This is a genomic window from Allonocardiopsis opalescens (assembly GCF_003002095.1).
GTDB lineage: Bacteria > Actinomycetota > Actinomycetes > Streptosporangiales > Streptosporangiaceae > Allonocardiopsis > Allonocardiopsis opalescens.
In genome coordinates, this window is record NZ_PVZC01000007.1 from 419,998 (window position 1) to 446,543 (window position 26,546).

At 71.6% G+C, this 26,546-nt stretch carries 22 protein-coding genes; 14 read left to right on the forward strand and 8 right to left on the reverse strand.

What is annotated here, in order from left to right; all coding sequences use genetic code 11:
* The first annotated feature begins 94 nt into the window (after positions 1 to 94).
* From CLV72_RS23605 to CLV72_RS23615, 3 genes are all read left to right on the forward strand, one after another.
* On the forward strand, positions 95 to 634 hold the full coding sequence (locus CLV72_RS23605) for an SRPBCC family protein (protein WP_106250348.1): 540 nt from the start codon (positions 95 to 97) through the stop codon (positions 632 to 634).
* A 234-nt stretch (positions 635 to 868) separates the two neighbouring features.
* Positions 869 to 2,209, forward strand: coding sequence for a cellulase family glycosylhydrolase (locus tag CLV72_RS23610; protein WP_106250351.1), 1,341 nt, complete (start codon positions 869 to 871; stop codon positions 2,207 to 2,209).
* A 176-nt stretch (positions 2,210 to 2,385) separates the two neighbouring features.
* Complete coding sequence (locus tag CLV72_RS23615) at positions 2,386 to 2,988, forward strand: PadR family transcriptional regulator (protein ID WP_106250353.1); 603 nt, start codon at positions 2,386 to 2,388, stop codon at positions 2,986 to 2,988.
* 387 nt (positions 2,989 to 3,375) lie between these two features.
* Here CLV72_RS23615 and CLV72_RS23620 read toward each other — a convergent pair whose 3' ends face one another.
* The 3 genes from CLV72_RS23620 to CLV72_RS33835 all read right to left on the reverse strand — a co-directional run bounded on the left by CLV72_RS23620 (position 3,376) and on the right by CLV72_RS33835 (position 7,001).
* The gene (locus CLV72_RS23620) at positions 3,376 to 4,923 is read right to left on the reverse strand and encodes a tyrosine-type recombinase/integrase (RefSeq protein ID WP_245930397.1); all 1,548 of its coding nucleotides are present in this window, start codon (positions 4,921 to 4,923) and stop codon (positions 3,376 to 3,378) included.
* Positions 4,920 to 5,315: a helix-turn-helix transcriptional regulator gene (locus tag CLV72_RS33995; protein WP_425428108.1), complete on the reverse strand. Its 396-nt coding sequence runs from the start codon at positions 5,313 to 5,315 to the stop codon at positions 4,920 to 4,922. Before CLV72_RS33995 ends, CLV72_RS23620 begins: the two co-directional genes overlap by 4 nt.
* A gap of 78 nt (positions 5,316 to 5,393) precedes the next feature.
* Positions 5,394 to 7,001, reverse strand: a complete 1,608-nt coding sequence (locus CLV72_RS33835; protein WP_342755688.1) for a replication initiator — start codon at positions 6,999 to 7,001, stop codon at positions 5,394 to 5,396.
* Positions 7,002 to 7,293: 292 nt separating this feature from the next.
* On the opposite strand from CLV72_RS33835, the gene CLV72_RS23635 reads away from it, so the two are divergent.
* From CLV72_RS23635 to CLV72_RS23650, 4 genes are all read left to right on the forward strand, one after another.
* Complete coding sequence (locus tag CLV72_RS23635) at positions 7,294 to 8,520, forward strand: helix-turn-helix domain-containing protein (RefSeq protein ID WP_106250358.1); 1,227 nt, start codon at positions 7,294 to 7,296, stop codon at positions 8,518 to 8,520.
* Between the two features lie 440 nt (positions 8,521 to 8,960).
* Positions 8,961 to 9,317 (forward strand): hypothetical protein, encoded by a 357-nt coding sequence (locus CLV72_RS23640; RefSeq protein WP_146159540.1) that lies wholly within the window; start codon positions 8,961 to 8,963, stop codon positions 9,315 to 9,317.
* A gap of 454 nt (positions 9,318 to 9,771) precedes the next feature.
* Complete coding sequence (gene hemC / locus CLV72_RS23645; RefSeq protein WP_106250508.1) at positions 9,772 to 10,728, forward strand: hydroxymethylbilane synthase; 957 nt, start codon at positions 9,772 to 9,774, stop codon at positions 10,726 to 10,728.
* A gap of 527 nt (positions 10,729 to 11,255) precedes the next feature.
* Positions 11,256 to 11,564 (forward strand): ANTAR domain-containing protein, encoded by a 309-nt coding sequence (locus CLV72_RS23650; protein WP_106250363.1) that lies wholly within the window; start codon positions 11,256 to 11,258, stop codon positions 11,562 to 11,564.
* A gap of 1,065 nt (positions 11,565 to 12,629) precedes the next feature.
* Here the strand turns inward: CLV72_RS23650 and CLV72_RS23655 are convergent.
* Entirely contained in the window at positions 12,630 to 13,661 is a 1,032-nt protein-coding gene (locus CLV72_RS23655) for an aldo/keto reductase (RefSeq protein ID WP_106250365.1), read from the reverse strand.
* A 127-nt stretch (positions 13,662 to 13,788) separates the two neighbouring features.
* Between CLV72_RS23655 and CLV72_RS23660 the strand changes: the two genes are divergently transcribed.
* The 4 genes from CLV72_RS23660 to CLV72_RS23675 all read left to right on the forward strand — a co-directional run bounded on the left by CLV72_RS23660 (position 13,789) and on the right by CLV72_RS23675 (position 17,264).
* Positions 13,789 to 14,415 carry a TetR/AcrR family transcriptional regulator gene (locus tag CLV72_RS23660; protein WP_211303066.1) on the forward strand — a complete coding sequence of 209 codons (627 nt, stop codon included), beginning with the start codon at positions 13,789 to 13,791 and terminating at the stop codon, positions 14,413 to 14,415.
* 166 nt (positions 14,416 to 14,581) lie between these two features.
* Positions 14,582 to 15,922 (forward strand): hemolysin family protein, encoded by a 1,341-nt coding sequence (locus tag CLV72_RS23665; protein ID WP_106250368.1) that lies wholly within the window; start codon positions 14,582 to 14,584, stop codon positions 15,920 to 15,922.
* Between the two features lie 136 nt (positions 15,923 to 16,058).
* Entirely contained in the window at positions 16,059 to 16,586 is a 528-nt protein-coding gene (locus tag CLV72_RS23670) for a DinB family protein (RefSeq protein WP_106250371.1), read from the forward strand.
* Positions 16,587 to 16,679: 93 nt separating this feature from the next.
* Positions 16,680 to 17,264: a dihydrofolate reductase family protein gene (locus CLV72_RS23675; protein ID WP_106250373.1), complete on the forward strand. Its 585-nt coding sequence runs from the start codon at positions 16,680 to 16,682 to the stop codon at positions 17,262 to 17,264.
* A 19-nt stretch (positions 17,265 to 17,283) separates the two neighbouring features.
* On the opposite strand, the gene CLV72_RS23680 is transcribed toward CLV72_RS23675, so the two are convergent.
* On the reverse strand, positions 17,284 to 17,955 hold the full coding sequence (locus CLV72_RS23680; protein WP_211303067.1) for a TetR/AcrR family transcriptional regulator C-terminal domain-containing protein: 672 nt from the start codon (positions 17,953 to 17,955) through the stop codon (positions 17,284 to 17,286).
* Positions 17,956 to 18,053: 98 nt separating this feature from the next.
* Between CLV72_RS23680 and CLV72_RS23685 the strand changes: the two genes are divergently transcribed.
* Entirely contained in the window at positions 18,054 to 18,782 is a 729-nt protein-coding gene (locus CLV72_RS23685; protein WP_106250375.1) for an NAD(P)-dependent oxidoreductase, read from the forward strand.
* A 60-nt stretch (positions 18,783 to 18,842) separates the two neighbouring features.
* Entirely contained in the window at positions 18,843 to 20,060 is a 1,218-nt protein-coding gene (locus CLV72_RS23690) for a DUF418 domain-containing protein (RefSeq protein WP_106250377.1), read from the forward strand.
* A gap of 36 nt (positions 20,061 to 20,096) precedes the next feature.
* On the opposite strand, the gene CLV72_RS23695 is transcribed toward CLV72_RS23690, so the two are convergent.
* The 3 genes from CLV72_RS23695 to CLV72_RS23710 all read right to left on the reverse strand — a co-directional run bounded on the left by CLV72_RS23695 (position 20,097) and on the right by CLV72_RS23710 (position 25,100).
* Complete coding sequence (locus tag CLV72_RS23695) at positions 20,097 to 20,786, reverse strand: haloacid dehalogenase type II (protein WP_211303068.1); 690 nt, start codon at positions 20,784 to 20,786, stop codon at positions 20,097 to 20,099.
* 223 nt (positions 20,787 to 21,009) lie between these two features.
* Positions 21,010 to 23,391, reverse strand: coding sequence for a Tex family protein (locus CLV72_RS23700; protein WP_281262431.1), 2,382 nt, complete (start codon positions 23,389 to 23,391; stop codon positions 21,010 to 21,012).
* 488 nt (positions 23,392 to 23,879) lie between these two features.
* The gene (locus CLV72_RS23710) at positions 23,880 to 25,100 is read right to left on the reverse strand and encodes a DNA glycosylase AlkZ-like family protein (RefSeq protein WP_211303069.1); all 1,221 of its coding nucleotides are present in this window, start codon (positions 25,098 to 25,100) and stop codon (positions 23,880 to 23,882) included.
* 506 nt (positions 25,101 to 25,606) lie between these two features.
* On the opposite strand from CLV72_RS23710, the gene CLV72_RS23715 reads away from it, so the two are divergent.
* The gene (locus CLV72_RS23715; protein WP_106250388.1) at positions 25,607 to 26,482 is read left to right on the forward strand and encodes an aminoglycoside phosphotransferase family protein; all 876 of its coding nucleotides are present in this window, start codon (positions 25,607 to 25,609) and stop codon (positions 26,480 to 26,482) included.
* Positions 26,483 to 26,546 lie beyond the last annotated feature (64 nt).

Sequence of the window (26,546 nt, forward strand, 5' to 3'; positions counted from 1 at the left end):
TACTAGCTATATTCTAATTCGGCTATAAGGGCCGTACCGGACGGCGCCGCCGCCCGGCCCGCGCACGCGACGGAAGCACGACGGAAGGACGGACATGGCGGAGAACCTGGGGTCGGTACGGCGCGACGGCGCGAACCGGGTGGTGATGCGCTTCGAACGCCGCCTCGCCCATCCGCCCGCCAAGGTGTGGCGGGCCCTCACCGACACCGGCGAACTTGCCGCCTGGTTCCCCGCCACCGTCGCCTTCGACGCCACTCCGGGCGCGCGGCTCCGCTTCGACCTCACCCCCGAGGCCAAGCGCCGCCTGGACATCCCGTCCGACCTCGACACCGTCTCCGCCGGAGAGATCACCCGCTCCGAGCCGCCGCACCTGCTGGAGTACACCTGGGGCGAGGAGGTGCTGCGCTGGGAGCTGCGCCCGGACGGCGAGGGCTGCGTGCTCGTCTTCACCGACACGGTCGTCGTCGACTCCGGCGAGGTCCCCGACGACCCCGCCTACTTCGCCGAGGCCGCCTCGGCCTGGCACGCCTGCCTCGACGCGCTGGACGCCCTGCTGGCCGGGCGGCCCGGGACGGTCGCGGCCTGGGACCGCGCCGCCGAGCTGCGCGGCGCCTACGACCGCGCGCTGGCCTGAGCGGTCGCGTCCGGCCGTTCCGGCGCGGCCGCGACCCGGCGCACTGAACCGGTCTACTTAACTCAACTTAACCGGTTGTGTGAACTGAGTCACCGATCTTATAGTGAGCGTGGCGCCACAGGGGGGCGCGGTGCGCATGCACCATCGCACGATTCGTGCGGTCGACCGGCCGCACGCCTACTCATCCATGTCCCCAGTCCCTTCCTCCCGAAGGGTCCCCCACTGAGGTAGGCCATGCGAACACGAATCGCGATCGCGAGCAGTGCGCTGCTCGCCCTCGTCTTCTCACTCCTGGCGTTCGCGCTGCCGGCGCAGGCGGAGACCGGCTTCCACGTGAACAACGGGCGCCTGTACGACGCCAACGGCAACGAGTTCATCATGCGCGGCGTCAGCCACCCGCACGCCTGGTACGCGGGCGAGACCGGCTCCTTCGCCGAGATCAAGTCCTTCGGCGCCAACACCGTGCGGGTGGTGCTCAGCAGCGGCCACCGCTGGACGCGCAACGACACCGCCGACGTCGCCAACGTCATCTCCCTGTGCCGGGCCAACCGGCTGATCTGCGTCCTGGAGGTGCACGACACCACCGGCTACGGGGACGAGGGCGCCGCCGCCACCCTGGACCAGGCGGTCGACTACTGGATCAGCATCCAGAGCGCCATGCAGGGCCAGGAGGACTACGTCATCCTCAACATCGGCAACGAGCCCTTCGGCAACAACGCGAGCGTGAACGCGAACTGGGCGTCGGCGACGTCCTCGGCCATCGACCGGCTCCGCGACGCGGGCTTCGACCACACGATCATGGTGGACGCGCCCAACTGGGGCCAGGACTGGTCCTTCACCATGCGCGACAACGCGCAGGCCGTGTTCAACAGCGACCCGGACCGCAACACGGTGTTCTCCGTGCACATGTACGGCGTGTTCGACACCGCCGCGGAGGTCAACAGCTACCTGAACTCCTTCAGGTCCCGGAACCTGCCGATCGTCGTCGGCGAGTTCGGGCACAACCACTCCGACGGCGACCCCGACGAGAACACCATCATGTCCACCACCCGCAGCCTGGGCATCGGCTGGATCGGCTGGTCCTACAGCGGCAACGGCGGCGGCGTGGAGTACCTGGACATGGTGCAGAACTTCAACCCCGCCAACGTCACCGACTGGGGCCGCCGGATCTTCACCGGCACCGACGGGCTCAGCCAGACCTCGCGCGAGGCCAGCGTCTACGGCGGCGGCCCCGACCCGAGCCCCAGCCCCACCGACCCCACCACCCCGCCGACCGGCGGCTGCACCGCGAGCTACGCCGTCGTCGGCCAGTGGTCGTCGGGCTTCCAGGCCGCCGTCACGGTCACCGCGGGCGACGCGCCGATCAGCGGCTGGCAGGTCACCTGGACCTACGCCAACGGGCAGTCCATCAGCTCCTCGTGGAGCGCGAACGTCACGTCCAGCGGTTCGCGGGTCACCGCGACCAACGTCAACTACAACGGCTCGCTCGCGGCCGGTGCCAGCACCCAGTTCGGCTTCCTCGGGTCCTGGAACGGCAGCAACAGCGTGCCCTCCGTCAGCTGCGCCGTCCGCTGACGCCCGCGTCCTCACCCTGACGCCGATCCGGGCCGCCCTCCCCGGCAGGAGGGCGGCCCTCGGCCTGCCGCAGGGCCGCCCGCGCCGACGCCGCCGGAAACGTGAACATAGACTCACGTCCAGTGGAACCATGGCTCTGATCTCGGTGAGCGCGAGGATTTCCGGACAGGGAGACGATGTCGGCGACGCGGCTGCTGGTGCTCGGGGTGGTTCGGCGGCACGACGGCGCCCACGGCTACCTCGTCCGCAACGAACTGCTGTCCTGGGGCATCGAGGACTGGACCAACGTCAAGTGGGGCTCGATCTACCACGCCCTGAAGAAGCTGGCCGCCGAGGGGCTGCTGGCCGCCACCGAGGTGCCCGACTGCCGCACCGACTACCGCATCACCCCCGAGGGCGAGGCCGAGTTCCTGCGCCTGCTCCGCGATGCCCTGCGCCGCCCCGACCCGCGCGCCGACTCCCTGTCGGCCGCCCTCGCGCTGCTGCCCGCCCTCCCCCGCGCCGAGGCCGTCGCCCTGCTCCGCGAACGCCTGGCCGTCGAGGAGACCAGCCACACCGTCCTCCGCGACAGCGGCCCCCACGACTGGGAGGAACCCGGCGACATCAGCGAACTGGTCAATCTCTGGTCCCACACCTTCGCCGCCGGCGCCGAGTGGACCCGCGACCTGATCGCCCGCCTCGAAGAAGGCGCCTACACCATGTCCGGCGACCCCGGCGCCGAGGAGCCGCCGGGAGCGGCCGCCGCACGAGCCGCCGAAGGCAGGCGGCTGTCGGCTTGAGCGCGGGGCGGTGCGTCCGCTCACGGGCCCGACCGCGAGCCGAAGACCGCCCCCGACGGCCGACAGCGGACACCACCACGCCCGACGGTGCCGCCGCCTGGTTCGCCCCCTACGATCTCGTCCACGGCTCGAAGCGGCGGCGACAGACAGGTGAGCGATTTGTCCGATTTTCGCGAAGTGGTCAAAACCGAGGCGAGTCGCCGTTAAAGCCCCAGGTCGTGAAGAGTGCTCCCCGCGCGCGCGGGGATGGTCCCCAAAGCTCATCAATGTACACACACCAGCCGCCGTGCTCCCCGCGCGCGCGGGGATGGTCCCCGTGGCACAGCTTTGGCCCAAGTTCTAGCGTTGTGCTCCCCGCGCGCGCGGGGAGGGGACCGGGGCAGGGCATTAGGCCGCTGACCTGGTGATACGTGTGATGTTGGCGGTCGGGGGCGGGTTTTGGCCCGTGAGGGGCCCGCGCTTGCGGAAGGCGGCTTCTAGCAGGCGGTTTGCGGGGTTTTCCTGGGATTTGAACCAGTGGACGTAGACGGTCATCAGTACTTCGACGGTGTGGCCGAGGCGTCGGGCGATTTCGGGTGTGGGGACGCCGTCGCCGATCATGTAGGAGGCGGCGCCGTGCCGCAGGTCGTAAGGCCGCTGAGCGACCCCGGCGCGCAGCTCCGCAGGAGTCAGAGCGGCCTTACGCGCCCGCTTCCAGGTGCGGCGGTACGCCTTGCCGGGTACCACGGCGTGGGGGTCGGTGGGGGTGGCGTACCAGAACAGCCGCCCATCGGGGGCGACTCCGTAGGTGGCGATGTGGTCGCGCAGCGCGGCCACGCCTTCCGGTGGTACGGGAACCTGTCGGATATCGCCGTCGGCACGCCCCTTCAGTCCCCGGGTCTCACCCTTGGTGCCGGTGTCGGTGTAGGCGGCGGCTACTTCGGTGGCGGTGCCCGCCACGGTCAGCAGCCCCCACCCGGGTACGGCGTCGGGGTCGGTGATGTCCTCAGGCCAGGTGATGTCATCTTCCCGGACCGCCCGCGTCTCCCCGGGGCGGGTACCGACCAGGTACGCCAGGGTGAAGAACGCGGCGAGTTCGCGGTCACGGGGGTTGGGACTCTCGGCCACGGCGCACAGCAGGCGGCCCGCCTGGTCCCAGTCCGGGACTACGCGTCGGTCTACGGCGTCGCTGCTACGGGCGCGGCGGATGGTGACGCCCTTCAACGGACTTGCGTTGATCAGGCCACGGGTGGCCGCGTAGGTGAGAAGGCCGCTGAGGATGCCCCGGCGCCGGCGACAAGTCGCAGGCGCCGACCGTCCCGAGCCCCGCACCTTCACACACGCCCGATCCAGCAGCGCCAGGGCGGCGGTTTCGGTGCCGAAGTCGGCCACCGGCCGGGACACCGATTCCACCCACGCCAGGCACGCGGCCGCGTCCTCAGGCACGCCGGTGAGCGGCTTCACCCGGTCCCCGGCCCGCTCCGCGCCGGGGTTCACGTCGAAGGACAGGCCCCAATTCAGCAGCGCCGAACGCAGTTGCGCGGGCATACCGGGCGCGGGGGTGGCCTTGACCGCCTTGTCATCGACGGCCGCCAACGCCAGCCGGACCAGATTGTCACTGATGGTGCGGCGGGAGTTGCCGGAGTCGGTCTGTGCCCAGGCGTGGCGGGCGTAGTCGACCACCACCGAGAACATCGACGCCGTGGCGCGCTCCCAGGACTCCGGAAGGCCGCTTACGGGAGAGAAGTACTCACCCCGCCGAGCGGCCGCGCGCAGGGCGCTCCGGTAGTTCTCCGCCAGCTCCGACGTCAAGAACGACCGGGATTTTGGAAGGGTATCGACCCGCCAACGCACCTCCCACGGCTTGCGCCGCCCGGTCCGCTTCCGCGTTTTCCATAGCTGAATATCCTGCCCGCCTTCCGGGCGGGTCGAATAGACCTCGAATGCAGTACTCACCCAGCGTCCTTCCGGTAGGCCATGCTCTCTTTCTTCGCCCATTCTATAAAATCGCGGCGCCGAATTCTGATAGTACCGCTGGCGAATTTCACGGCCCGTGGCCCGATTCCCAAACGCAGCCACCGATAGACCGTAGAGCGGTCTACGCCCAGCTCAGACGCCACCTGAGCCGCCGACATGAACCCACCCACATCCGATTGAGACATCAATTCCCCCAAGCTTCCACGGGCTGGCCGTGGGCCACGCCACGGGCCAGCCACGGGCCAACACGACCGTTTCCGGCCGCATAAACAATTGACAATTCCCGGGAAACGCCTTGACTGAAATGCTCGGGGCGTCCCACCATCCGTCCCCCGGCCGCCCGCCCCTGGCGCCGCTCCGCAGGCGCACATGGAGCGCCTACGGCGCGCGGCTTCGTGCTGCCGCGCTCAGGCGGGGGCACGTGCCGACGCGTGCTGACCGGGCAGGACTCAAGCGGACGCTGCGCGGCTCATTCCTCGTGAGCTGCCGCGCGCTGGCACGGGCGGGAGCCCCACCTCAGCCCGAAACGCGTTCTCCCGCGCGATCTGATCGCGGTACTCCGCCAGCGCGAACGCGTGCTGTTCGGCCATCCGCTCAGCCAGGGCCGCATCTCCCAGTGAGGCATAACCCCGGGCGACGTAGCGCCACTCACCCACCCGCACCGCGGCGTCATCGGCCCACGGGTCGTCCTCACCGGCCGCCCGCCGCTGCTCGGCCCGCCAGGAGCGGCGCGCCTGCCGAAGCGCCCCCAGCGTGAGGGAGTAGCGGCGGCTCTTGGTCGCCAGGTGGCCCGGGTGCCCCAGGCTGTGCGCCCACCGCCGCAGCCCCTCAAGGCCCGGCTCAGCACCCAGGGTCCAAGCCGTCTCCACCATCCGGGCCAGGTGCTCACCGACCTGACGACGCAGCCACGCGACCCGAAGCGTGCGAATACGCCGGGCCAGCGCCCACCCCGACGCCGCAGACCCGCCCGCCGTCTTCGTCGCGTACTTCGACAGGTACGCCGCCGTCCGCCGCCCCGCCGCCACCGAACCATCCGATGCGGCCGACACGTCCGAGGCGTCCCACTGCGCCCCCCACTGCGCCACCCGAAGCAGCCCGTCCGGGGATGACAGCTCCACACCCACCGCCGGAACCGCAGCCGCGAACGCCGACCGCAGCAGCGCAGCCGACGCCCAGGAGGGCGGCGCCGCAATCCGGTCCCGATCCTCCGGATCAACCCCGTCCAACCGGGCCACGATATGCAGGTGCACCAGGCCCCGCTTCTGGAATTCGGCCACCTTGATATAGCTCACCCGCAGCACATCACGCAGCCGCGAAGTCGGAACCCGCCGCCCCACAACCGCGCTCACCTCACGGGCCAGAGCGCGATCAGCGTAAATGCGGGTCCGCCGCCATAGTTCGCCCACCGAAGAATTCCACAAGACCACACCCGCATAGTCGAAGCAATCCGCGCACAACGGCGACCCAACGGTCCGGTCAGCCCGGGAATGCCGCAACCCGCACCCCACCGCACGGCCATGCGCACACACCCGCACCCGACCGTTCCGCGCCGCCCGAGGACGACACGGCGACCCGTCACGATGCACCGTGTGCACTGGCCCGAACGACGGCGCGGTCAACGTCAGGAACAAGCGTGGATGCCTGCCCACACCATCGGGGACCAGCCCGGACACCGTCTCAGCCCGCAACCCCGAACCCTCGCCCCCGCCCCCGGTCAGGCCCCCGGCCACCACATGCCACAGGTCCCGCCGATAGGTCTCCGAGCAACTCGCACACACCGCCGCACGCCGATCCCCACACGCGACCAAAAGCACACCGTCCGGCTGAGAGCCCGAATCGAAAACCGCCCGGACTTCCCCCGTCGCCCCGTCCACCGCCGTTGTCCGACCAGCGACCCGAACCGGATTCGAACAAAAACCCGCCCGCTCAACCTGCCCCCGCCACACCCCATAATCCGACCGCACAACCCGCTTCTCGATACCCGCAGCAACCGGCCCCACAAACGACCCCACGACCCCGACAACCCCCAGCCCAAAACAACCGATGAAGGACCCCACCCCTCCACTACGAAGGCCCTACCCCCAGTATCAGACGAACCAAGCCCTGTGAACCCACAAATACCCGCCCCAATAACGGCCCGAATGGCCCCACCCGGCCACAACGCGGCAAGAAAAACGCGCCGTAAAGGTTTACATGCAGATGAGGGGCCGTGAACGGCTCCAACAAGTGCGCCGATTGCGCGGTCCCCGTGACGCCGACGCTCCTGGCCGCTAGAACGGAAGCACCACGCCCCCGGCTGTGGCGTGATCCGCTGGGTACCCTGAGGAACAACTTCGTGGAGGCGAGACCATGGCTGGAGACATCGACGACGTTCAGACGTTCGGGGAACGGCTACAGCGGATCAGAGAGCGGCGGGGCCTGTCGCGGGTGGTTCTCGCCGGTCTGGTCGGACGCTCTCCGAGCTGGGTGAAGAAGGCGGAGAAGCAGAATGTCATGCCCGACCTTGACATGTTGGTGCGCCTGTCGCGCGCCCTGCGCCTGAAGTCGGTAGAGGAACTGGTCGGCCCCATGGAGGTACCGCTCAACCTCGTGGTGCGCACGGACCATGAGCTAGCCGAACCCATCCGCCGGGCGATCCTGTCCTGGGACCCGGTCGCGCACGACGGTCCCGCTGTGCCGGGTGGTGTCTTGCGGCGCCGGGTCCGTGAGGCTATGGCGGTGTGGCATCTGAACCCGAGCCCGCGACAGGCGACAGCCCCGCTGCTGCCGAGCCTGATCACCGAAGCGCGTCACTCTGTCCGCACGTTGGAGGGGCAGGATCGACGCGACGCGGCAGCGGCATTGGTCGAGGCGTACACCCTGGCAGAACACTGGTTGTCGTGGATCGGTGACCGGTCGCTCATGATGGTGCTGGCCGACCGGGCCATGCACGCGGCCGAAGTCGCCGACGACCCCCACGTCATGGCGGAAGCGGCGTGGGCGTGGGGCAACGTTCTCCGCTACATCGACTCCAACGCGTCGATCAGCCTGGTCAACCGGGCGGCTCAGCCCCTTCGGCAGCTCATGGACGGCGACCGCGCCACCGAGGAGCAGGCCGCCATGTGGGGAAGCCTGCAACTGCACAACGCGATCACCCACGCCCAAAGCGGCCGCGAGGGCGAAGCGCAACAGCACTTGGACGATGCCGCGAAGACGGCCCGGCGCCTGCCCGCGGGCTGGCAGCACCCCGTCACGGTCTTCGCTCCCTTCAACGTCTCGATTCACCAGGTCAGCGTTCAGACGGAGCTGTGCAAAGGGGACGAGGGCACCCGGCTAGCGCTGGCCATCGACCCGGACACCATTCCAGGTCCGTACAGGCGTTCGCGTCTGTGGCTTGACGCCGCCCGCGCGTCCTGGACGGCCGGGGACCAGCTCGGAGCCGCGACGGCGCTGGACAACGCCTGCCGGGTCAGTGTCGAGAACATGCGCTTCACCCCGACCGCCCGCACACTCGCCGGGAACCTGGTCGATCGGGGAGGTCTCATGATCGCCCCCCAGGCACGCAGGATCGCGCATGAACTGGGAGTGATCGCGTAGGGGGTACGTTTCGTATCCCTGTCCCAGTGCAAGCCCCGTGCCCCTCAGTCGGCCGGTCACGCTGTAACGCACGAAGACCCCAAGGCGGAAGGCACACTCCGCCAAGGGGTCTGTGGCCACCAGCTGACTAGGGGCTGATGACTCGTGCACTTTATCGCCGCACTTATCGAGATCGTGAGGGGTTCCAGGCGAACCGGACGACATTCACGGCGAGTGGAACGTCCTGTGTTCGAGCGGGCGCCGTGGCCGACACACAGGCCGACACCGCGACCGAACCCGGTGCCTGAAATGCCCGCCCTCGGGGACACGCTGGAGAACATCCTTCTCGTGCGTCCCTACGTGCTCGCTGCCGAGGCCCGATGGCGGCAGCGGGACGCAGAGGCCGAGGACCTGTGCCAGCGGCGCGCCCTTGAACAACTGGCCCGATGGGGGGCCGCGCCGTGAGCCCGACGAAGCGTCACATTCCCGCCGCCGAATCCATGGTGGAGCTGGGCGAAGCACTACACGCCCAAGGGCTCGACTACCGGGTGAATCCCGAGGACTGGACCGTCACCGTCTGGCGAGGAAACGAGAGCGAACGGGTCGCGCTGCGTCCCAACGACGCCGACGGCGGCCGCCACTACTGGCACGTCTGGTGGAAGCCGGGACCCGACCCCGTTCCGGGCAGTGACCCGGTCGGCGACTTGGACCCCATCGTTCCCGTCGAGGAAACAGCCGAGATGGCACGACGCATGGCTGAAGTCCTCTACTACCCGCCCGAGCCGGAGGCCGCCAAGGCACCCGACGAGGCGAGCTAGGCCACCCCGGCCCGGGACTCCCATGCCTGACAGGTCCACCGGTCGTCCAACCTCTTACGGCCGGATGCTCGACCCCGGAGAGCGCGGACCGGTCGGGTCGGCTGGCGGGGGAAGCGGCTCGTACCCGTTTCACCCCGCCAGCTCCCCCGAAGGAAGGAAACGCGTGATCGACAGCCTGATGAGACTGGGATGCGGCTGCCTCGCCCTGGCGGGCGTCTTCACCTGCGGCATTGCCTACGGTCTCTACCTCGCCGCCGTTGGCGGTTGAACCCCCTCAGCGCCCGCGCGGCCGCAACTGCCCAGACCGGCAGCGTCATCCCGACTGTCGGCCGCGCGGGCCCCTGGAATGAAGGAGCCCCGAACCATGGGTGACCTCGTGCCCGTCGCCGCCCGACCGGCGGCCCTTGCACCGATTCCCCCTGTGGCGGCACACGTGAGCGCCTACCTTGGGGGCATGCTCACCGACCGCCCGACCTTGCGCATCGGGTCTCGAACCTCCCCTATGGCGCTGGCCCAGGCCCGCCACGTCCAAGCCCTCTTGGCGGCGCTGGTGCCCGGGGTCAAAGTCGAGATCATCGGCATCAAGACCAGTGGCGACCAGTGGCAAGGCGACCTGGCGGAGCTAGGTGGCAAGGGAGCGTTCGTCAAGGCCATCGACCGGCGCCTGCTGGCTGGTGAAATCGACTTCGCCGTGCATTGCATGAAGGACGTGCCCGGGGACGTGCCCCTTCCCCAAGGGCTCACCTTCGCCGCCTACCTGCCCCGCGAAGACGTCGCCGACGTGTTGGTGTTCCGCTCCGGCAGCCCGTACAGCTCCCTTGAGGAGCTGCCGCCCGGGACCCGTATCGGCACCTCGGCTGTGCGCCGCAAGGCCCAACTGCTCAGGAACCGTCCCGATCTCCAGATCGAGCGGCTACGCGGAAACGTCAACAGTCGTCTTGCCCGCCTGGACGCCGAAGACCGGTTCGAGGCCCTGGTCCTGGCCCGCGCCGGACTGCACCGCATCGGCATGCCCCAACGCGCCAGCCAAGAGCTACCGCGCGACCTGATGTGCCCAGCGGTCGGCGCCGGAGTCATCGGCCTGCAATGCCGCATCGCAGACGGCCCGGTCCTGGAACTTCTTCGTGAACTGGACGACGCCCCCACCCGAGTCCACATCACCGCCGAACGCGCCATGCTGCACGCCCTACAGGGCCACTGCAACAGCCCCATCGCCGGACACGCCACCACCACCGCAGACGGCCAGCTCTGCCTGACCGGTATGGTCTTCAGCCGCGAAGGCGCCACCTTCGCCTACGCCCAGGAATGGGACAGCTCCCAGCGCCCTAACGAACTCGGCACCTACGTCGCCGCCACGCTGCTCCGCAAAGGAGCACGCAGCATCATCGACGGCAGTGCCAACCCGCATTAGGACGTGGCGTCGGCCGCACGGGCCGGGTCGCAGCGTAGGGCGCTCGGGGAAACGCGCCCGGCCCGACCCGCGCGGCCGATTGTGACGACCGCAGACCCGCGCACCGGGGAGGAAAACGCGGTGCCTGCGAACCACCGCCAGCAGGTATGCCCACCACCACACGACTAAACCCGCGACCCGCCCGCACCAGCGCCGATGATCCGGGTGAGGATTTTCCCTAACAGGTCAAGGCCGCCCGCTACGCGGGCGGGCGGCGGGCAGGCCGCCGCTTCGCGGCGGCCCCTCGCCGTTGCCAGCGCCGGGTGCGCGCCCCGGCATCGGCCTGCGCGCGCGACTTCGTCGCGTGCTCGGCCGCGCCGGGCGCGCGCCGCTCGCCGCCGCTCGCCGCCGCCCGTGCGTCGTGGCCGGCCGCCGCAGCCCGCCGTCTGCTCGGGTCGACTATCGTCGGGTACAGGTTCGAACCGATCGGACATGAACTCCTACGCTGACATGCGGCGTAGTGAAGGCGACCCCGTAGAGGCGGTCCCATGCCCCAGTCCACCCACGACCCCATACGCGTTTCCGCCGACATCTCCAGCGTGCTCCCCGGCCAACGGATCTGCGAGCACGAACAGCAGGTCGCCGACCTCAAGGCCGCGCTGGCATCCTCCGCGGTCATCAACCAGGCCATGGGCATCCTCATGGCCCGGTCCAACTGCGGATCCGTCCAGGCGTTCACCCTGCTCACCCACGCGTCCCAGCGCACCAACCGCAAGGTCCGCGATGTCGCCGGGACGATCGTGCGGCGCTACTGCACCCCGACCGAGCGGTTCCGCCCCCGCGCCGAGCTGACCTAACCCCGCCCAGGGTTGCGCCGTGCCATGCACCCGACATGGCGCAACCCCACGCCCACGCACCGGCGTTCCCGCACGGTCGGGCGGCCGGTTGCCGCCGTCGCTCCACTGCGGGCGGGGACCCCTACGAGCGGCGGCCCCGACGAGCAACAACGCGGGCAGGCCCCAGAGGCCCGCCGTCGCCAGCACAGCTTAAGGGCCGCCGCTCACCCCGCCCGCAGCTGCGCGCCGACCGCAACCGTCCACCCTCCCCCCAGCCGCCGGACCGCGGCGGCCCCAGGGCATCGAGCCCCAGGGCCGCCGCAACTGAAGCCGTCCCGCACGTGCCGCACGCTAGCCCTCGACCAGCCACAACACCCGCCACCCCAACCGGCGACCTGGCCCGTGTATGGCCCGCAACGGATGCAAACGCCTGCCAACGAACGCCCACAGATGCCACACTCACACGGAGGCCCCGGCAAAGCCGCAGGTCACAGTCACCCCCCATCGACCAGCGCACTAACCCCGACAGGCCCGGACCCCGGTCCCCTCCCGCGCGGGGATGGTCCCTGCACGGCGTCGTACACCGAGGCGGAGACCTCGTGCTCCCCGCGCGCGGGGATGGTCCCGAGGTGGTCAGCGGTCCAGGCGAGCGGATGGTGTGCTCCCCGCGCGCGCGGGGATGGTCCCGGGGTGAACCGATGCGGATGAGTGCATGCGTCGTGCTCCCCGCGCGCGGGGATGGTCCCGGCGACGACATCGACACCTTCACCCGCCGAACGTGCTCCCCGCGCGCGCGGGGATGGTCCCACTGTCGGGAGGGCCGCCTGATGAGCCGCATCGTGCTCCCCGCGCGCGCGGGGATGGTCCCATCGCCGCCGCCCAGGTGCACGCCACCCTCGCCGCAGTGCTCCCCGCGCGCGGGGATGGTCCCTCGCTCGCATCATCCGTATGGCGCTGGTCGAGGTGCTCCCCGCGCGCGCCGGGATGGCACCTAGCCCGTAGACGTCAGTATCGATTTCAGACCAATACTCCGCACCGACACAGCACAACCCACCCCGCCACGTGCAAGAGCCCGAGCAACCCCCGTCAAGCCGCTCCCCGCTCGCCCACCGGTCGGCGGCGCAGAGTCGGGTCCTGGACGGCCGGTGGGAGGTAGGTGGACTGGTCGGGTGCGCCCACGTCGGTGCCGGGTGGGACGATCTTGTCGATCCGGTCGAGGATGTCGTCGGTGAGGGCGATATCGACGCCGGCGAGCAGGTCGTCGAGGTGCTCCATCGTGCGCGGGCCGAGGAGGGCGCTGGTCACGCCGGGGTGGGCGATGGCGAAGGCCATCGCGAGGTGGGTCATCCGCAGGCCGGCTTCCTCGGCGAGCGGGACGATCTGTTCGACGGCGTCGAGCCGGCGTTCGTCTCTGAAGTTGACGAAAATGGACGCGCGGTGGAGGTCGGTCTCCTGGCCTCTGCGGATGCGTCCGGTGAGCATCCCCTTGGCGAGCGGGCTCCACACCAGGGTGCCCATGCCGTAGCGCTGGGCGACCGGCAGTACCTCGGCCTCGATGCCGCGGTTGAGGATCGAGTAGGTGGGCTGCTCGGTGCGGAAGCGCTCCAGACCGCGCCGTTCGGCGACCCATTGGGCTTCGACCATGTCGGAGGCGGGCATCGCGGACGAGCCGATGGCACGGACCTTGCCGCTGCGGATCAGGTCCGTCAGCGCGGACAGGGTCTCCTCGATGTCGGTGTCGGGGTCGGGCCGGTGGATCTGGTAGAGGTCGATGTGGTCGGTCTGGAGGCGGCGCAGCGAGTCCTCGACCGCGATCATCAGCCACCGCCGGGAGTTGCCGCGCCGGTTGGGGTCGTCGCCCATCGGCAGGTGCGCCTTGGTGGCCAGCACGACGTCGTCGCGGCGCCCCTTGAGCGCCTTGCCCACGACCAGCTCCGACTCGCCGCGCGAGTAGGCGTCGGCGGTGTCGATGAAGTTGATCCCCGCGTCCAGCGCCTTGTGGATGATGCGGATCGAGTCGTCGTGGTCGGGGTTGCCGATGGACGCGCCGAACATCATGGCGCCGAGCGCGTAGGGGCTGACCTTGATGCCGGTCCGGCCGAGCGGGCGGTACCGCATGCGCCTTCTCCTAGGGTTGGGTTCAGGGAGTGGTGAGCGCTCCTCCGATGACGTACGCTGACTGAAGCGGAACACCGTTCCAGAACTATACGGAAAGTCGTTCCGGAACACAAGGGGAGGGTGTGTGGTGACCGAGAACACGGCACCGAACGGAGCGGACCCGGCCGGCGCACCGGCCCGCCCCCAGCGCCGGCTGCGCGTCGACGCGCAGCGCAATATCGACTCCCTGCTCCAGGCGGCGAAGACGGCCTTCGGCACCTCGGGCGTCGACGCGCCCGCCAAGGAGATCGCCGATCTGGCCGGCGTCGGGGTCGGCACGCTGTACCGGCACTTCCCGCAGCGCTCCGACCTGGTCAAGGCCGTGTTCCAGCGCGAGGTGGACGCCTGCGCCGACGCCGCTTCGGCGCTGAGCGCGGCCCACGAGCCCGGGGTGGCGCTTGAGAAGTGGCTGCACCGGTACACCGAGTTCCTGGCCACCAAGCGCGGGCTCGCCGCGGCCCTGCACTCCGGCGACCCGGCCTTCGACGCCCTGCCCGGCTACTTCATGTCGCGCTTCGGCCCGGCCCTCGGGTCGCTGCTCGACGCCGCCGCGGCCGCCGGTGAGGTCCGCGCCGACATCCCCGCCAAGGACGTCCTGTACGCCGTCGCCCACCTGTGCATGCCCGGGGCGGACGAGGGGCCCGCCTTCAGCATGCGCATGGTCGCGCTGCTCATCGACGGACTCCGCCACGGCGCCGGGACCCGGGACTCCTGATCCGGCCGCGGCGCGCCTGACTTCCGGCGCACCTGCCGTCAGGTACGCCGGGAGTAGGCGGGGCACCGGGTGGTAGCTTCCATTCGCAAGCACTGCCAGGCGCGACAGGGCGAACCGGCGCGGGCGGCACTCCACCTCGGAACCGATGAAGGGAAGCGGCGGCCTCATGGACGGCGTCGGCATACAACTCGCTCTGGTCCTGCTGCTAGTGATCTTGAACGCGGCCTTCGCGGGCAGCGAGATGGCCCTGGTCTCGCTGCGCGAGGGGCAGATCAAGCGGCTGGAGGAACGGGGGTCCGGCGGCCGCATGGTCGCGCGGCTGGCCCGCGACCCGAACCGCTTCCTGGCCACCATCCAGATCGGGATCACGCTGGCGGGCTTCCTGGCGTCGGCGACCGCCGCCGTGGCGCTGTCGGAACCGCTGGTCCCGGTGCTGTCGCCGGTGCTGGGCGACGCCGCCGGGCCCACCGCCGTGGTGCTGGTCACGATCGTGCTCACCTACGTCACCCTCGTCTTCGGTGAACTGGCGCCCAAGCGGATCGCGATGCAGCGGGCGGAGCCGTGGGCGCTGGTGATCGCGCGTCCGCTCAACGTCGTCTCGGTGGTGTCGCGCCCGGCCGTGTGGCTGCTCGGCGTCTCCACCGACCTGGTCGTGCGGCTGACGGGCGGCGACCCCACGGCCGGGCGCGAGGAGATCAGCGAGGACGAGTTCCGCGACATGGTCACCACCCACCGGGGCATCACCGCGGCCCAGCGCACGATCATCTCGGGAGCGCTGGAGATCACCGACCGGATGCTGCGCGAGGTACTGGTGCCGCGCCGCGACGTGCACATGATCTCGGCGGACGCACGCACCGACGACGCCGCCCGCATGCTGGCCCAGGTGGGACACTCCCGGGCGCCCGTGGTCGAGGGCGACGACCTGGACGACGTGATCGGCGTGGTGCACTGGTCCGACCTGGTCACCCGCGAGGCCCTGGCGCGCGAGGTGGCCCGGCAGCCGCTGCTGCTGCCCGACTCCCTGACGGTGTCGGTGGCGCTGCACCGGATGACCACCGAACGCCAGCAGCTGGCCTTCGTGGTGGACGAGGCCGGGTCCGTCGACGGCATCGTGTCCATGGAGGACCTGCTGGAGGAGATCGTCGGCGAGATCTACGACGAGACCGACTCCGACATCCGCACCGTCACCCGCCTGGACGACGGCGCGCTGCTGCTGCCCGGCACCTATCCGGTGCACGACCTCGGCGACATCGGCATCGAGCTGCGCGATCGCCCGCCGGGGAGCTACGTCACCGTCGCGGGCCTGCTGGTGGCGGCGCTCAGGCACATCCCGCAGCAGCCGGGCGAGACGGTCACCATGGACGGCTGGACCGCCGAGGTCACCGAGGTGAGCGGACGCGCCATCTCGGCGGTGACCATCCGGCGCACCGCCCCGGACCCGGCCGAGGAGGGCGACGACGACGCCCCCTCGAACGCCGACACGGGCGCGCACACGCACGACGGCTGAGCCGGGCGGGTAAGAACCGGACCACCGACGCGGACCCGGTCGCGCAGAGATCGACACAGCCCTGTCGGTCATCCCCGTTAGCGTCGTGTCCGGCATCGGCGCACGCGGCACCGACCGACCCCGACAGGAGCACCGGATGTTCTGGCGCGACGAACTGCTCGACCAGCTCGACTTCTACTGGGAGCGGAACATGCTGCCCCGGCTGGAGGGGCTGACCGACGACGAGTACCTCTGGGAGCCGGTGCCGGACTGCTGGACGATCCGCACCGGCCCGGACGGCCGGGGCGAGGTCGACTGGCAGTGGCCGCCGCCCGACCCGGCGCCGGTCACCACCATCGCCTGGCGGATGGCGCACATCGCCGTCACGGTGTTCGGCATCCGCGCCAGCGCGCACTTCGGCGACGGTTCGCTGACCGTCGCCACCGCCGACTGGCCGACCACCGCCGCCGGCGGGCTCGCCGCCCTGCACGAGCAGCACCGCGCCTGGCGCGAGGGCGTGCTCACCCTGGACGACGACGCGCTGCTGCGCCCGGTCGGCGAGGCCGAAGGCCCCTGGGGCGACCGGCCGATGGCCACGCTGATCCTGCACCTCAACCGCGAGGCCATGCACCACGGCGCGGAGATCGCGCTGCTGCGCGACCTCTACCGGGCCCGCTTCCCCTGACCGCGCCGGCCGGGCCCGGCGGCCCGGGAGTGTCGTCCGCGAGGGCTACGCTGCCTCCCATCCGGTGAGGGATCACGACCGCAGGAGGTCGCAGTGTCGGTGTCAGTGCTGGACATGTCGGTGTCGCTCGACGGCTATGTCGCGGGCCCGAACGACCGGCCGGGCAATCCCGGCGGCGACGGCTTCGCCCCGCTGCACGCCTGGGCCCTCACCCCGGAGGGCGGCTTCCGCACCTTTGGGGTCGCCGCCGAACTGCTGGCCGAGGTGCACGCGTCCGGCGCCGTCGTCTCGGGCCGCCGCACCGCGGAGCAGGTCGACCACTGGGGCGGCGACCACAACGGCCAGGGCGTGCCGGTCTTCGTGCCCAGCCACCGGCCGCCCGACCCGTCGGTCGCGGCCTATCCGCTGATCACCTACGTGGTCGACGGCATCGCCAGTGCGATGGCCCAGGCCAAGGCTGCCGCCGGCGACCGCACCGTGCACGTGATCGGCGCGTACACCGCCCAGCGGGCGATCGAGGCCGGAGTGCTGGACGAGATCCAGATCCACCAGGTCCCGATCCTGTTCGGGGCCGGCCGCCGCCTGTTCGATGTGCTTCCGTCGCGGGTGGAGCTGGACGTCGTGCGGGTGATCGACACCCCGGAGGCCACCCACATCCGCTACCGCGTCCGCCGCTGACCGGCTGAGGTTCCCGCCGCTAGGTCTCGTCCGGCCGAAGGGTGTCGAGGATGAGGGCGAGGCCGTACTCGAACTCGTCGGCGAACGCGTAGCCCGGCGTGAGGATGTGGTGGGCCATGAACTCCGCGAGGTGCGGAAGGTCCTCGGCCGGTATGTAGCGCAGGATCTCGTTGGCGATCTCGTCGAAGTCGTCCTCGGGCACGACCGGCAGGCTCACCTCCTGGATGACGAATCCGTAGATGTAGCTGTCGAGCAGGCTGAAGGCGTGCCCGGCCATCGGGACCGAGAAGCCCCCCGCGCGCAGGGAGCCCAGCACGGCGTCGTGGTGGCGCAGGGTGTTGGGGCCCGGCCGGTTGCGGGAGTCCATCAGGCCCACGGCCCAGGGATGGCGCAGCAGCGCCGCGCGTGAGGAAGCGGCGCGGTCGTGCATGGCCTGCTTCCACGGGGTGCCCGGCTCCGGTAGGTCGATCTCGCCGAAGACCGCGTCGACCATCCCGTCCAGGATGTCGTCCCGGCCGGACACGTGGTTGTAGAGCGACATCGCCTCCACGTTCAGCCGGGCGGCGATCGCCCGCATGGTGGCCCCGGACGCCGTGCCCTTCTCGTCGGCCACCGCCACCGCGGCGGCGACCACCCGGTCCCGGTTGAGCGGCGCCCGCTCGGGCTTCGCGCCGCGGCCGTGTCCGGCCATGGCCACCTCCTCCACTCCGCTTGACCAACTTACGGCGTAAGTCTACGCTCACTTACATCGTAAGTCAGACACGGGTGGCAAGGGGACGGGAGCAGGACATGAGCACGGACGACTTAAGGAAGGTCTGCGTCATCGGCGCCTCGGGGAAGCTCGGGCGGTACATGGTCCAGCACGCGCTGGACCGCGGCTACCAGGTCGTCGGCGTCTGCCGCGAACGCAGCGTGCCGAAGCTCGCCGCCTTCGCGGACCGGATCACGATCCTCCCCGGGCCCACCAACGACCGCGAGGTGATCCGCGAGGCGGTGGCCGGCTGCGACGGCGTGCTGACGGTGCTGGTCCCCTGGGGCGTGCACCAGTACTCCTCGGGCACGGCGCAGGCGGTGCTCGACTTCGCCGAGCCGCACGCGCGGCTGGTCTTCTCCTGCGGCTGGCACGTCGCCCGCGACGAGCACGACCGGTACTCCTGGGCGTTCAAGACGACCGTGCGGATGGTCACTCCGCTGGCCCGGCTGGTACGCGCCGTCGACATCGACGACCAGGTGGAGGCGGGCCGGCGGATCTTCGCCAGCGACCGGCGCTGGACCCTCGTGCGCGGCAGCGACCTCGAAGAGGGCGAGAGCCAGGGCCTGCCCGTCTGGCGCCGCCACGTCGGCGACCCGGCCCTCGCCAGCAATATGACCCGTCGGGTCGACTTCGCGCTGTTCATGGTGGAGGCGCTCACCGACGACACCCTCGTCCACGAGGCGCCCGCGATCGTCGGCCGCCTCTCCCCCAGCGCGCTCGCCCACACCGGCGAGGCGAGCGGGGCAGCGGAGAACGCGTCCTGACCGGGCGCGGCGCACCCGCGAACCAGCCACTTCAGCATCCGGCCACAGAGAGCGACAACCATGACGACCGACGTCCGAACGTCTCCTCCGCAGAGACGTGCCATCGCGCCCGACCTGGCGCGCGGACTCATGCTGCTGCTGATCGCACTGGCGAACGTGCCGTGGTTCCTGTACGGGGAACCGACCTCCGCCACCAGCGCCCACCGCGCGGACGCGACCGGCCTCGACGCCGTCTGGCAGACGATCGCCATCATCGCGATCGACTCGCGCAGCTATCCCCTCTTCGCCTTCCTGTTCGGATACGGCATCTGGCAGCTCTACACCCGGCAGCAGGCGGCCGGACTCGACGAACGCTCGGCGCGCCGCCTGCTGCAGCTGCGCCACGCCCTGCTGCTCGCCTTCGGCGCGGTGCACGCCGCGCTGCTCTGGTTCGGCGACGTGCTCGGCGCCTACGGCCTGATCGGCCTCATCACCGCCTGGCTGTTCCTGCGCCGCACGAACAGGACGCTCATCGTGTGGATCGCGGTGCTCTCGGCCGTCTCGGCGGTCCTCGGCGTGCTGCTCATGGTGGGCGGCGCGCTGATCCCGCCAGAGATCGCCGCCATGACCACCACCACGACGCCCAACCCGAACGACATCGAGTCCTACCCCGCGTCGATCCTGCCCCGGCTCCAGTTCTGGCTGCTGCTGGTGTTCGGCCAGGGCGTCCTGGGGCTGATCGTGCCGATCGCCGTGCTGCTCGCGTTCGTCTGCGCGCGGCACCGGGTGCTGGAGAACCCCGAGGCGCACCGGAGGCTGCTGGTCCGGACCGCCGCCATCGGCATCCCCGTCGGCTGGCTCGGCGGCGTGCCGTCCGTGCTCATCCAGCACGGCCTGTGGGACGTGCCCTCCTGGACGCCGCTGGTGCTGAGCGGCCTCGCCGGGCTCTTCGCGGCCCTCGGCTACGCGGCGGTGTTCGCCCTCATCGCCGCGCGCTTCGCGGCGGACCGGTCACCGGGCCCGGTGGTGCGGGGCCTGACCGCCATCGGCAAGCGGTCGCTCTCCTGCTACCTGCTCCAGTCGGTGCTGTTCGCGCCGCTGCTGTGCGCCTGGGGCCTCGGGCTGGGCGGCGTCCTCTCGCAGTGGCAGGCCGCGCTGGTGGCGGTGGCGGTCTGGCTCGCCTCGATGGTCTTCGCGGTCGTCCTGGAACGCTCCGGCCGGCGCGGACCCGCCGAATGGCTGCTGCGCACCCTCGCCTACCGCGGCAGGCGCGCGGCGGCGACGCCCGTCGCGGCCTGATCCGGACCGCTCAGCCCCCGAAGGCCCGCCCCGGTGTCAGGCCGCGAGGCGGTCGGCCAGCTCGTCCAGGCTCGCCGCCGCCAGGTCGAACGCGTCCGTCCGCCGGGGCGGGTCCCCCACGGGGCGCGCCACGTAGGCGGTCCTCATGCCCACGGCCTGGGCACCGCGGAGGTCCCAGGCGTGGGCGGCGACCATGAGCAGGCGGTCCGGCGGACGGCCCGCGCTGCCGAGCGCGAGCCGGTAGACGTCGGGATGGGGCTTGTAGCGGCGCGCGTCCTCGGCCGACAGCACCTGGTGCCAGCGGAGCCCGGCGTGCGCGCTGATGCGGGTGAGCGCCGGGCGGTCGGCATTGGACAGGCCGACCACCGGGAAGCGCGCGGCGATCCGGTCCAGCGCCCGGACGGAGTCCGGCCACGGCTCCAGCCGCCGCCCGCAGGCCGCCAGCGCGCGGACCGCTTCCGCGTCCCCGACTCCGGCCTCGGCCGCGACCCTGGCCGCCGCCTCGGCGTCCAGCTCCGTGCTGCCGGCGTAGGGGCGGCGGCCCGCGAGGATCTCGCGCTGCTGCTCGTCGACATGCCGCTGCCACAGTTCGACCAGCTCGCCCGTCCGCGCGTCGCCGGCGCCGGGGAGCAGGCGGCGGATGCCGCGGGCGATCCCGCCGGGCTCGTCGACCATGGTGCCGAGGATGTCGAAGACGATCACGTCCACGTCGGGCTGCGAGGTCACGGAAGGCGCTCCCGGGCGTCTTGGCCCGAGCCGCCCGGGACGCGGCGGCTCGGTCGTCGGCGGGCCCGGCGCTTCGCCGGACCTGTCGAGCGTAGTGGGCGGCATCAGCCACCGGCTGGGACTCCCGGGTGCGACGCGATCGCCTTCCGCCGCGGCGGCCTGCCGACCGCGTCGCCGCCCGGGCGCCGTCCGCCGCAGCCGGCTGGACGGCGCCCGGGCGGTCCTAGCGTCCGCGCCGGTCGCCGCCCCGGCCCTGGTCGAGTCCCTTGTCCAGGCCCGCGCGGCGCAGCGCGTCGGCGAGCGCGCCGCCCGCCGGCGGCTGCCCGCCGCCCTGGCGCCCCTGGCCGCGCTGCCGGTTCTGGCCGCCGCCGCGCTCGCGGCGCGCGCCGCCGCCCTGCGCCGGACGGTCGCCGCCCTTGGCCGGCAGCTCGTCGTCCAGGCGCAGCGTCAGCGAGATGCGCTTGCGCGGGATGTCGACGTCGAGCACCTTGACGCGCACCACGTCGCCCGACTTGACCACGTCGCGGGGGTCCTTGACGAAGTTCCGCGACATCGCCGACACGTGCACCAGGCCGTCCTGGTGCACGCCCACGTCCACGAAGGCGCCGAAGGCCGCGACGTTCGTGACCACGCCCTCCAGCAGCATGCCCGGCTCCAGGTCGCCGATCTTCTCCACGCCCTCCTTGAAGGTGGCGGTGGTGAAGGCCGGACGGGGGTCGCGGCCCGGCTTCTCCAGCTCGGCGACGATGTCGGTGAGCGTCGGCAGCCCGACGGTGTCGTCGACGAAGTCGGCCAGCCGCACCTGGCGCAGCCGGGCGCTGTCGCCGATCAACTCGGCGACACCGGCGCCGGTCGCCGCCGCGATCCGCCGCGCCACCGGGTACGCCTCCGGGTGCACGCTGGACGCGTCCAGCGGATCGTCACCGCCGCGGATCCGCAGGAAGCCCGCGCACTGCTCGAAGGCCTTCGGCCCCAGCCGGGGCACCTCCTTGAGCGCGGTGCGGGAGCGGAACGGCCCCTGCTCGTCGCGGCGGCGCACGATGCTCTCGGCGAGCGTCTGGCTGATGCCCGACACCCGGCCGAGCAGCGGCGCCGACGCCGTGTTCACGTCGACGCCGACCGCGTTCACGCAGTCCTCCACCACCGCGTTCAGCGAGCGCGACAGCTTCGTCTCGGCCACGTCGTGCTGGTACTGGCCCACGCCGATGGACTTGGGGTCGATCTTGACCAGCTCGGCCAGCGGGTCCTGGAGGCGCCGCGCGATCGACACCGCGCCGCGCAGCGAGACGTCGAGACCGGGCAGCTCCTGGGAGGCGTAGGCCGACGCCGAGTACACCGACGCGCCCGCCTCCGACACCGAGATCCGGGTCAGCTTCAGCTCGGGGTGCAGCTTCATCAGCTCGGCGGCCAGCCGGTCGGTCTCCCGCGAGGCGGTGCCGTTGCCGATCGCCACCAGCTCCACCCGGTGCGCCCGCGCCAGCCGCGCCAACTCGGCGACCGACTCGTCCCAGCGGCGCTGCGGCTCGTGCGGATAGATCGTCGCCGTGTCCACCACCTTGCCGGTGGCGTCCACGACGGCGACCTTCACCCCGGTGCGGAAACCCGGGTCGAGCCCCATCGTCGGACGGCTCCCGGCGGGCGCGGCCAGCAGCAGGTCGCGCAGGTTCGTGGCGAACACCCGCACCGCCTCGTCCTCGGCCTCCTGCCGCAGCCGCATCCGCACGTCGATGCCCAGGTGCACCAGGATCCGGGTCCGCCAGGCCCAGCGCACCGCGTCGTTCAGCCACCGATCGGCGGCCCGCCCCTGGTCGGCGATGCCGAACCGCCGCGCGATGCGCACCTCGTAGCCGTTCAGCGCGCCGGGCGACGCGTCGTCGGCCTCCTCCGGCTCCAGGCTGAGGCTGAGCGCCTCCTCCTTCTCGCCGCGGAACAGCGCCAGCACGCGGTGCGAAGGCAGCTTGGTGAAGGGCTCCTCGAAGGCGAAGTAGTCGGCGAACTTCGCGCCCGCCTCCTCCTTGCCCTCGTTCACCCGCGACACGATCCGCCCGCGCGTCCACATCCGCTCGCGCAGCTCACCGATCAGGTCGGCGTCCTCGGCGAAGCGCTCCACCAGGATGGCCCGCGCCCCCTCCAGCGCCGCCGCCGCGTCGGCCACCCCCTTCTCCGGATCGACGTACCCGGCCGCCGCCTCCTTGGGGTCCCGCGTGGGGTCGCCGAGCAGCCCGTCGGCCAGCGGTTCGAGCCCCGCCTCCCGCGCGACCTGCGCCTTCGTCCGCCGCTTCGGCTTGAAGGGCAGGTAGATGTCCTCCAGGCGCGCCTTCGTATCGGCCGCCATGATCCGCGCTTCGAGCGCGTCGTCCAGCTTGCCCTGCTCGCGGATGGACTCCAGGATCGCGCCCCGCCGCTCCTCCATCTCCCGCAGATACCGCAGCCGCTCTTCCAAGGTGCGCAGCTGCGCGTCGTCGAGCGTGCCCGTCGCCTCCTTGCGGTAGCGCGCGATGAACGGCACCGTCGCCCCGCCGTCCAGCAGGTCCACCGCCGCCGCCACCTGCCGCGGCGCCACCCCGAGCTCCGCCGCGATCCTGCCGTTGATAGCCGTCGTCACAATCCGACCCCGCCCTAACTCAATCCGTCCCTGACGCATTGTGCAGCCGTCGATCCTGATTGTCCTCTAGATCGTGAGGACGGTGGGCGGTCGGCGGGTGGCGGCTGGGGTGTCGGGGGCGGGAACGTCCCCGCGATGGCGGGGAGCACACGAACGTCCCGGTTCCGCCACTGACCCTGTACGGACCATCCCGGCATGCGCGGGGAGCACAGCGGCCGGAAGTTCCAGCCGGACAGTGCGTCCGGACCATCCTTGCTTGCGCAGGGAGCACCTCTCCTCGTCCAGGTCGTTGTCCTGCCACCAGGGACCATCCCCGCGTGCGCGGGAAGCACTGTCGCCGACACGGCGGAAAACCGTCCACAATCGGACCATCCCCGCGTGCGCGGGAAGCACCCTTCACGACCTGCGGGTCTGTGAGCGAAGAGGGCCGATTTCATTCGGTTGGTTCTCAGGATTGCGGCGCGGCCGACCTTACCGATACCGGGCCCTCAATCACGGGCGCCCGTCACCCGGACATCGCGCGCCCCGCGCACCGTCGCCACCCGGGCGGCCTCCGTCTCGATGGCGGCCGCGACGGGTTCGGTCAGGCGGCCGAAGGGGCGGACGGTGACGGTCAGGCGGGTGCCGGAGCCGGACGGCTTCCAGGTGCCGACGATCTCGCCGTCGGCCATGACCACGGCCGGGTTGCCGAGGACACGCCACACCTCCTTGCGCAGTGCGGCGTCGGGGACCAGCAGCTCGCGGTCGCGGGCCTGGAGGTAGGGGTCCCAGGTGGGCAGCAGGCGGACCAGCGGACCGCCGCGGTCGACGCCGGCGGTGCGGAGCGCGCCGACGCGGTCCTCGGGCAGCCAGGCCGTGCGTCCGTCGACGCTGACCTCGACCAGGCCGGTGCCGGGCCACTCGGGCCGCAGCGCCTTCTGGGTGGTGCCGAGGTAGTCGGCCGCCTCGGCGAGGGTGGCGGGTCCGTGCAGCCGCAGATACGCGCGGATCAGCGGTTCCGCTCCGGTGGACGCGCCCGGGGGCCGCCAGTCGTCGGCCAGGGGCGCCAGCCGCAGCGGTGCGGAGTCCGTCAGCAGCCGGACCCCCGCGAACAGGCCCACCTGCTGGAAGATGCCGCCGTACACGTGCCGCGCCCGGCAGGTCGAGCAGTCCCGGGCGTAGGCGTCGGGCAGCAGCTCGGTGACGCGCCCGCTGGCCTCGCCCTTCGTCAGCGCCTTGTCCAGAGCCGCAACCCCGACGGGTGCCGCCCCGCCGCCGGACGCGTCCGCACCGCCTGCGCCCGGCGCCTTTCGCGTCGCCGCATCCGCCGCGAACGGCTCCGTGACAGCCCGGTTCAGGGCGGCGGTCGCCGCGGTGAAGGCGGCCAGCCCGCCGATCCCGGCCTTCTTCAAGGGCGTGCGCTCCGCCCCGAGCCGCGCCATCGCGTCGACGTCGTCACGCGGCCACAGCGCCGCGGCGAGCGCGGGCAGGTCCGCGCCCCGGTGCAGATGCGGCGCGCCCCGGAACGACCAGGTGTGGACCAGTCCGTCCCCCACCGCCCCGGCCGGTTCGGCCAGCCGCGCGTCCAAGGCCAGCCGCGCCGAGCCCCGCGTCTCCGCGATCCCCAGGTCCAGCACCTCCAGCACGGCCGGATCGCTCACCGTCCGATCCAAGCCGTGCGCCCACGTCCGGTACGCCAGCACCCGCGCCCGATCCACCTCGATCGCCATACGCCCAGTCTGGCCCACACCTGCCGACCTTCGGAGCACGCCCCGGGTGCGGCTGCCGAGCCTGGACGCCGAGCAAGGGATCACCCCCACATGCACGGGGAACACTCTGCCTGCGTGAGCGGCTGCCGCGCCAGGTATGGACCATCCCCGCACGCACGGGGAACACTGTAGGTTCAGGACGGCCAGCTCCACTGTCGCGGGACCATCCCCGCACGCACGGGGAACACCCTTCATGACCTGCGGGTCCACAGGCGAAGGAAACTGATTTCATTCAGTTGTTCTCAAGAGCCGCAGTCCGACTCGCCGACCATACCGCCGTCGCGCCGTGCCGAATGGGTCATCGGCCGGCTGTCCGTCATACGTGCATGACGGACGGATATTCGCTTGGTAGAGCCCCGTGCGGCCTGGCAGGATCCCGCCCCGGGAGACGTGCGGTGCGGCCTCGCCGGTCGCCGCCGGAGAACGCGCGGTCCCGTCGCAGCGGACCATGCGTGTTGAGGAGACCCGTGCCCGAGATCACCGCCGAGCTCGTCCGGACGCTCATCGCGGCGCAGTTCCCGCAGTGGAGCGGGTTGCCGATCGTGCCCGTGGAGCGGCAGGGCTGGGACAACCGGACCTTCCGGCTCGGGGACGAGCTGGCCGTGCGGCTGCCGAGTGGTGAGAGCTACGCGGCCGCCGTCGCCAAGGAGGACCGCTGGCTGCCGGTGCTGGCCAAGGCCCTGCCGCTGCCGGTGCCCGAGGTGGTGGCGACCGGGCGGCCGGGCGGCGGATACCCCTTCCCCTGGTCGGTGCGGCGCTGGATGTCCGGGGAGACCCTGGCGGACGCCCACGGTGTCGACCGGACGGCGCTGGCCCGCGATCTCGGTGCTTTCCTGACGGCCCTGCGCGCGGTGCCCGCGACGCGCGGGCCCGCTGCCGGACGGCACTGCTACTGGCGCGGCTGCCATCCGAGCGTCTACGGCGACCAGGTGCAGGACGCGCTGGTGACGCTGGAGGACGAAGTGGACGCCGCCGCCTGCGAGGACGTCTGGGCGCGGGCGCTGACCTCCGCCTGGCCGCAGGCGCCGGTGTGGTTCCACGGCGATGTCGCCGCGGGCAATCTGCTCGCGGCCGGCGGCGGACTCTCGGCGGTGATCGACTTCGGCACCTGCGGTGTGGGCGACCCCGCGTGCGACCTGGTGATGGCGTGGACCTACTTCGAGGGGCACGAGCGGCAGGTCTTCCGGGAGGCCGCAGGGCTGTCCGACGACACCTGGCGGCGGGCGCGCGGGTGGGCGCTGTGGAAGGCGCTCGCGACCATGGGCGGCCTGTCGAGCCCGGACCCCGACGGCTTCCAGAACCGAGTGCTGGCCGAGGTCCTGGCGGACCCGGTGGTGGACTGAGCCCGGTCCGGCGCCGGACACGGCGCGGCCGAAGCGCGCTCGGTTCGCGCGATCGCCGTTCGAA

What these genes read in the sequence shown, in the direction of transcription:
- CLV72_RS23605 (WP_106250348.1), top strand. Translation starts at nt 95, where the DNA reads ATGGCGGAGAACCTGGGGTCGGTACGGCGCGACGGCGCGAACCGGGTG.
- CLV72_RS23610 (WP_106250351.1), top strand. Translation starts at nt 869, where the DNA reads ATGCGAACACGAATCGCGATCGCGAGCAGTGCGCTGCTCGCCCTCGTC.
- CLV72_RS23615 (WP_106250353.1), top strand. Translation starts at nt 2,386, where the DNA reads ATGTCGGCGACGCGGCTGCTGGTGCTCGGGGTGGTTCGGCGGCACGAC.
- CLV72_RS33995 (WP_425428108.1), bottom strand. Translation starts at nt 5,315, where the DNA reads ATGTGCGCCTGCGGAGCGGCGCCAGGGGCGGGCGGCCGGGGGACGGAT.
- CLV72_RS23635 (WP_106250358.1), top strand. Translation starts at nt 7,294, where the DNA reads ATGGCTGGAGACATCGACGACGTTCAGACGTTCGGGGAACGGCTACAG.
- hemC (WP_106250508.1), top strand. Translation starts at nt 9,772, where the DNA reads ATGCTCACCGACCGCCCGACCTTGCGCATCGGGTCTCGAACCTCCCCT.
- CLV72_RS23650 (WP_106250363.1), top strand. Translation starts at nt 11,256, where the DNA reads ATGCCCCAGTCCACCCACGACCCCATACGCGTTTCCGCCGACATCTCC.
- CLV72_RS23655 (WP_106250365.1), bottom strand. Translation starts at nt 13,661, where the DNA reads ATGCGGTACCGCCCGCTCGGCCGGACCGGCATCAAGGTCAGCCCCTAC.
- CLV72_RS23665 (WP_106250368.1), top strand. Translation starts at nt 14,582, where the DNA reads ATGGACGGCGTCGGCATACAACTCGCTCTGGTCCTGCTGCTAGTGATC.
- CLV72_RS23670 (WP_106250371.1), top strand. Translation starts at nt 16,059, where the DNA reads ATGTTCTGGCGCGACGAACTGCTCGACCAGCTCGACTTCTACTGGGAG.
- CLV72_RS23680 (WP_211303067.1), bottom strand. Translation starts at nt 17,955, where the DNA reads ATGGCCGGACACGGCCGCGGCGCGAAGCCCGAGCGGGCGCCGCTCAAC.
- CLV72_RS23685 (WP_106250375.1), top strand. Translation starts at nt 18,054, where the DNA reads ATGAGCACGGACGACTTAAGGAAGGTCTGCGTCATCGGCGCCTCGGGG.
- CLV72_RS23690 (WP_106250377.1), top strand. Translation starts at nt 18,843, where the DNA reads ATGACGACCGACGTCCGAACGTCTCCTCCGCAGAGACGTGCCATCGCG.
- CLV72_RS23710 (WP_211303069.1), bottom strand. Translation starts at nt 25,100, where the DNA reads ATGGCGATCGAGGTGGATCGGGCGCGGGTGCTGGCGTACCGGACGTGG.